This window comes from Trebonia sp. (genome assembly GCF_049794275.1).
In the GTDB taxonomy this organism is placed as follows: Bacteria; Actinomycetota; Actinomycetes; order Streptosporangiales; family Streptosporangiaceae; genus Trebonia.
The window spans coordinates 1-3,326 of the sequence record NZ_JBARCR010001215.1; the positions used below are offsets into that span (position 1 = coordinate 1).

Below are 3,326 nucleotides of genomic sequence, written 5' to 3' on the forward strand. Positions count from 1 at the left end.
GAGGCGCTGCGGCAGGCGGTCGGCGCGTTCGGCCCGGCCGGCTGGAGCGTCACGCTAGCCACCCCGGCCACGCCGGAAGCCGTCTACTGGGCGGTCAGGGCCGCGCGCGACGCGGCTCCGTCCGAGCAGCCCGTCCCGGCGTACGTGGGGGCGTGAGATGGACTGGCTCAGAGCCGTGCAGCAGCTGCGGGACAACAGGGAGCCCGGCGTGCTGGTGACCGTCATCGAGGTGCGCGGCCACGCGCCGCGCGAGGCCGGCGCCAAGATGGTAGTGAGCCGGGAGGCCAGCTGGGGCAGTGTAGGCGGCGGCAACCTGGAGGCGACGGCCGTCGCCAGGGCCAGGGAGATGATGTCGTCAGGGGCCGCCGGGCCGCAGACGTGCGAGCTGCAGCTCAATCCGCACGCGCACACCGAGCACGGCCGCCAGTGCTGCGGCGGTTCCGTCCGGATGCTGCTCGAGCCGCTCGCGGTCCGCCCCGTCGTCGCCCTGTTCGGGATCGGGCATGTCGGCTACGAGCTGGCCAGGATCCTGTCCCGGCTGCCGGTCCAGCTGCTGCTGGTGGACTCGCGCGCCGAGCAGCTGGACCGGGTCCGGCTCGCGGACGTGATCGACGGCACCGCTGACGTCAGCACTCGCCACACGCTGCTCGGCGAGCAGGTGCTCGAGCAGCTGCCCAGGGGGGCGCACGTCGTGATCGCGACGCACGATCACGCGGAGGACTATGCCCTGTGCGACGCGGCCCTGCGGCTCGGCCAGCCGCTGGGCAGCATCGGCCTGATCGGCTCGAGCGTGAAGTGGACCAGGTTCCAGGCCCAGCTCGCCGCCGCCGGGCACCGCCCGGCGGCGATCGGCCGGATCACCTGCCCGATCGGCCAGCCAGGGATCACGGGCAAGGACCCGGCCGTGATCGCCGTCGCGGTCGCCGCCGCCCTGGTGCAGAAGCTCACCGCCGGGCTGGAAAACAGGGTGACCGCGTGACCATCTACGCCGGCACGATCGTCGACACGCCGGGTGACCCGTTTGACGGCGACCCGGCCGATGCGCTGGCGGAGGCCGGTGCCGTCTGCGTCCGCGAGGGCGTCATCTGCGCCCGGGGCACGCTGGCCGCGCTGTGCGCCGAGTACCCCGGCGAGCCGGTGACCCAGCTGCCGGACGGGATGCTCGTGCCCGGTTTCGTCGACATGCACGTCCACTTCCCCCAGATCCGCGCGATCGGCGGGCTGGGCATGCCGCTGCTGGACTGGCTCGAGCGATGTGCCCTGCCAGAGGAGAGCAAGCTCGCCAGCCGGGCGTACGCGCGCGAGGTGGCCGGCGAGTTTCTCTGCGGCCTGCTCGCCTCGGGAACGACCAGCGCGCTCGTGTTCGGATCGCACTTCGCGTCCGCCATGGAGGAGCTGTTCGCCGCGGCTGAGCGAAGCGGCCTGAACATCACCTCTGGCCTGGTGCTCAGCGACCGGATCCTGCGTCCCGATCTCCTGCAGACACCGCGGACGGCGCTGGCCGACAGCACCGAGCTGATCGGCCGCTGGCATGGCCGCGGCCGGCTGCGGTACGCGGTCACGCCGCGGTTCTCGCTGTCCGCGTCGAACGAGATGCTCGACGTCTGCGCGCAGCTGCTCCAGGCAGGCGTCTGGTTCACCTCACACGTCAACGAGAACGTCGCCGAGGTCGCCGCGGTGGCCGGGCTGTTCCCCGGCGCCCGGCACTACCTGGACACCTACCGCCAGCACGGCCTGGTCACCAGGCGCAGCGTCTTCGCCCACAACGTCCACCCCAGCGACGCCGAGCTCGCGATGCTCGCCGAGCACGGGGCCTCCGTCGCGCACTGCCCGACCAGCAACTGCGCGCTGGGCAGCGGGCTGTTCCCGCTGCGCAGGCACGTCGAGCACGGCATCGGCGTCGCGCTCGGGTCCGACGTGGGCGCGGGAGCGGGCCTGTTCCTGCCCAAAGAAGCGCTGCAGGCCTACTTCATCCAGCAGATGCTGGGCGCCGACGGGATGAACCTGACGCCGGTTCACCTGCTCTACCTGGCGACGCGGGCCGGCGCCCGGGCGCTCGGGCTCGACGACCGGGTGGGTGACTTCTCGGTGGGCAAGGACTTCGACGCCGTATGGCTGCGGCCGGCCGCGGGCAGCACGCTGGCGGTGAACCTCAAGCATGCCCGCGATACGACCGACGCGCTGGCCAGGATCTTCTCCCTGGCCACGCCGGCGGACGTGGCCGGCGTGTGGACGCAGGGCGTGGCCCGCCACGGACCCGCCCACGCCGACGGCACCCCCGACGCGGGCCTAGCCCGGACCTAGACCTTCTCGAGGCGGTTCCTGACGGCGTTGCGGACCTCCGGCGGGACTCGCAGCCGGTCATCGTCGCACAGCTGGCGCAGGTCCGCGAGGGTGGCGTCCGGGGCCTGGGTGAGGGCCGCCAGCCGGTCGAACAGGGCGGCCAGCTCCGGATCGATCGGGTCTTCTGGCCCGGGCATCGCGCCCCAGCAGTCCCACGGCAGCAGCTCCAGATTCAGCAGCGCGGCGGCGTCGCGCATCAGGTTGGCGGCGATCCACCAGTCACCCGTCTCGCCGATCAGGCTGAGCCCGAACTTGCCGGGGTCGGCCGCGCCGGACCGGTACCGCTCCCAGGCGTCTCCGCCGATGAGGAACTGGTCGCGTGGCACGTCGGTGAGGTCGAAGTCGATGTCGAACCAGCCCAGCTGCACCGCGTCGATCTGGGCGTCGACGAGGCGCCAGCGCTGCTCCCCGGCGTCCCAGTACTCGCAGACCCAGTGGTCCTCGAACGTGCCGCTGCCGAAGTAGCCGCCGAACCCGCAGCGTGCCCGCGCCGGCGTCCCGCGCGCCCGGAGCATGGCGGTCATCAAGACGGTGAAGTGGCGGCAGTTTCCCGGCAGTCTGGCTTCCGGCGGCCGCGCGACGTCCAGCGGACGGCTGTCACGCGCCACGATCTGGGCGAGCAGTTCCTCGGCCGGGCGGGTATGCACGCTGGACCGGTCTTCCTCGGACAGCGTGACCCCGTAGCCGCGCGCCATGTGCTCGTGGATCAGCAGGCCCTGCCCGACGGCGGCGAGGGCGGCCACGTCATGGGGCAGGCCGTCGAGCAAGGCCGCGAAACGGCCGGCCGAGGTCATGACCCCTGGCCGGGTGTAGTAAGCCAGCATGGGACCTAACGCTACGCGCCGGTCGCTGACATCGTGTGTCAGCGACCGGTGCGTAGTCGGCGCCTGCGGTTCGGTTATACCTGCAGCTTCGTCATCTCATCCTGCACGAGCCGCTCGTGCTCGGCGGTGTCCTCGCGGGCGCGCCGCGGGCTCCACCGG

General features: G+C 72.4%; 3 protein-coding genes. 2 read left to right on the forward strand and 1 reads right to left on the reverse strand.

The features are described from left to right. The first annotated feature begins 157 nt into the window (after nt 1-157). Entirely contained in the window at nt 158-979 is an 822-nt protein-coding gene (gene xdhC / locus WA805_RS29860; RefSeq protein ID WP_422282515.1) for a xanthine dehydrogenase accessory protein XdhC, read from the forward strand. Continuing rightward, nucleotides 976-2,304 carry a guanine deaminase gene (locus tag WA805_RS29865; protein WP_422338196.1) on the forward strand — a complete coding sequence of 443 codons (1,329 nt, stop codon included), beginning with the start codon at nt 976-978 and terminating at the stop codon, nt 2,302-2,304. The genes xdhC and WA805_RS29865 overlap by 4 nt, the downstream gene beginning before the upstream one ends. Here WA805_RS29865 and WA805_RS29870 read toward each other — a convergent pair. Then, nucleotides 2,301-3,167: a transglutaminase-like domain-containing protein gene (locus WA805_RS29870; RefSeq protein ID WP_425243994.1), complete on the reverse strand. Its 867-nt coding sequence runs from the start codon at nt 3,165-3,167 to the stop codon at nt 2,301-2,303. The genes WA805_RS29865 and WA805_RS29870 overlap by 4 nt on opposite strands. Nucleotides 3,168-3,326: the final 159 nt, after the last annotated feature.

Excerpts from the sequence above, each read along its gene's own strand:
- xdhC (WP_422282515.1), top strand. The coding sequence starts at position 158 with ATGGACTGGCTCAGAGCCGTGCAGCAGCTGCGGGACAACAGGGAGCCC.
- WA805_RS29870 (WP_425243994.1), bottom strand. The coding sequence starts at position 3,167 with ATGCTGGCTTACTACACCCGGCCAGGGGTCATGACCTCGGCCGGCCGT.